Source organism: Amycolatopsis sp. NPDC059027 (assembly GCF_042739735.1).
Taxonomy (GTDB): Bacteria; Actinomycetota; Actinomycetes; order Mycobacteriales; family Pseudonocardiaceae; genus Amycolatopsis.
Genome location: NZ_JBHYIK010000109.1, coordinates 21,023 through 22,518 on the forward strand (window position 1 = coordinate 21,023; position 1,496 = coordinate 22,518).

At 68.2% G+C, this 1,496-nt stretch carries 2 protein-coding genes; one reads left to right on the forward strand and one right to left on the reverse strand.

The window, feature by feature from the left end:
* Nucleotides 1–164 precede the first annotated feature (164 nt).
* Nucleotides 165–719, reverse strand: a complete 555-nt coding sequence (gene infC / locus ACFWY9_RS42120; RefSeq protein WP_378327118.1) for a translation initiation factor IF-3 — start codon at nt 717–719, stop codon at nt 165–167.
* Between the two features lie 257 nt (nt 720–976).
* On the opposite strand from infC, the gene ACFWY9_RS42125 reads away from it, so the two are divergent.
* Entirely contained in the window at nt 977–1,336 is a 360-nt protein-coding gene (locus ACFWY9_RS42125; RefSeq protein WP_378327024.1) for a DUF1844 domain-containing protein, read from the forward strand.
* The last annotated feature ends 160 nt before the right edge of the window (nt 1,337–1,496 follow it).

Here is a 1,496-nt window from a genome sequence, read left to right on the forward strand (position 1 = left end):
GCCGGTCCGGCGTACTCTTTGGCAGCGCGCGGTGTGCTTATAAAACTCCGTCTTTTTGTTTGTCCCCGAGGCGGGGGGGGCACACCGGTTCGCCCGGTGTGCCGCTGACATGTGCTGGGCGGAGCCGTGAGACTCCTCCCGGTTTCAGACCGTGCCGGGCGGTGTCAGCCCTCAGGAGCCGGTTCGGCCTTCGCCGTCTTCGGCTTCACGTTCTTGTGCGGGGCCAGCACCATGATCATGTTGCGCCCGTCCTGCTTGGGCGACGACTCGACGAAACCCAGTTCGGTGACGTCGTCGGCGAGCTTCTGCAGCAGCCGGAACCCGAGCTCCGGGCGCGACTGCTCGCGACCGCGGAACATGATCGTGACTTTGACCTTGTTGCCCGCCGCGAGGAAGCGCGACACGTGACCCTTCTTGGTCTCGTAGTCGTGCTGGTCGATCTTGGGGCGCAGCTTCTGTTCCTTGATGACGGTCAGCTGCTGGTTGCGGCGTGACTCACGGGCCTTCTGCGCACTTTCGTACTTGAACTTGCCGAAGTCCATGAGCTTGCACACCGGCGGGCGTGCCTGTGGCGCGACCTCGACGAGGTCGAGGTCGTTTTCCTGCGCGAGCCGCAACGCGTCCTCGATCCGGACGATGCCGACCTGCTCACCAGCCGGTCCGACGAGGCGGACCTCCGGCACCCGGATGCGGTCGTTGATGCGTGTCTCGGAGCTGATGGGGCCTCCTTGGTCAGGTGACTGTTCTCTCGTGCCGACCTGGTGCCCACATAGCGAAGGCCCCGACGCCGTTTTCGACGTGCGGGGCCCACTCTTTCCCGATCGCACCCGGCTGACGCCGGGCACTCCGCTCGAACAGCAACGCTGCCGAGCGGGACCGGACCCGGCCACCTGTACGGTGACGCGGGTGGGAGCGGGGCTCCACTTGCTGGCCCCCGATCGCTCGGGGGCTGGTCGCTCGTGGAAGGGTACCAGACGTGTCGGAACAACCATCTCAGCAGCCCCCGTATTCCCCGGACGTCCGCGACCTGGAGGACATCCCGAGCGTCGAGGTGATCAGCAGGGCGGCCGTCATGCTGCTCTCGGCGGGCGCCGAACGCCTCGGCCTCGCCGACGCCGATCCGGCGAACTCGCCGCACCGCGACCTCGACGAAGCCCGCCGGCTGATCACCGCGCTCGCCGGGCTCGTCACCGCCTCGGCCGAGTACCTCGGCCTGCACGCCGGCCCGCTGCGCGATGGACTCCAATCCCTGCAGAAGGCGTTCCGCGAGGCCTCCGCGGTGCCCGACGCGCCCGGCCAGGGCCCCGGGGAAAAGTACACCGGCCCCGTCTACTGACACCTCAGGTCCGTGAAGGCCCCCTTACCGGCGTTGAGCGCCGTGAAGGAGGCTTTCACGGACCGAGTCGCGTGCGCCGGAGGCCCGGGGGCGGGGAAATGTTATAGTTTTGTGGCGCCGGGGTGTGGCTCTTGTGGGCCGGCCCGCAGCGCGACGGGCG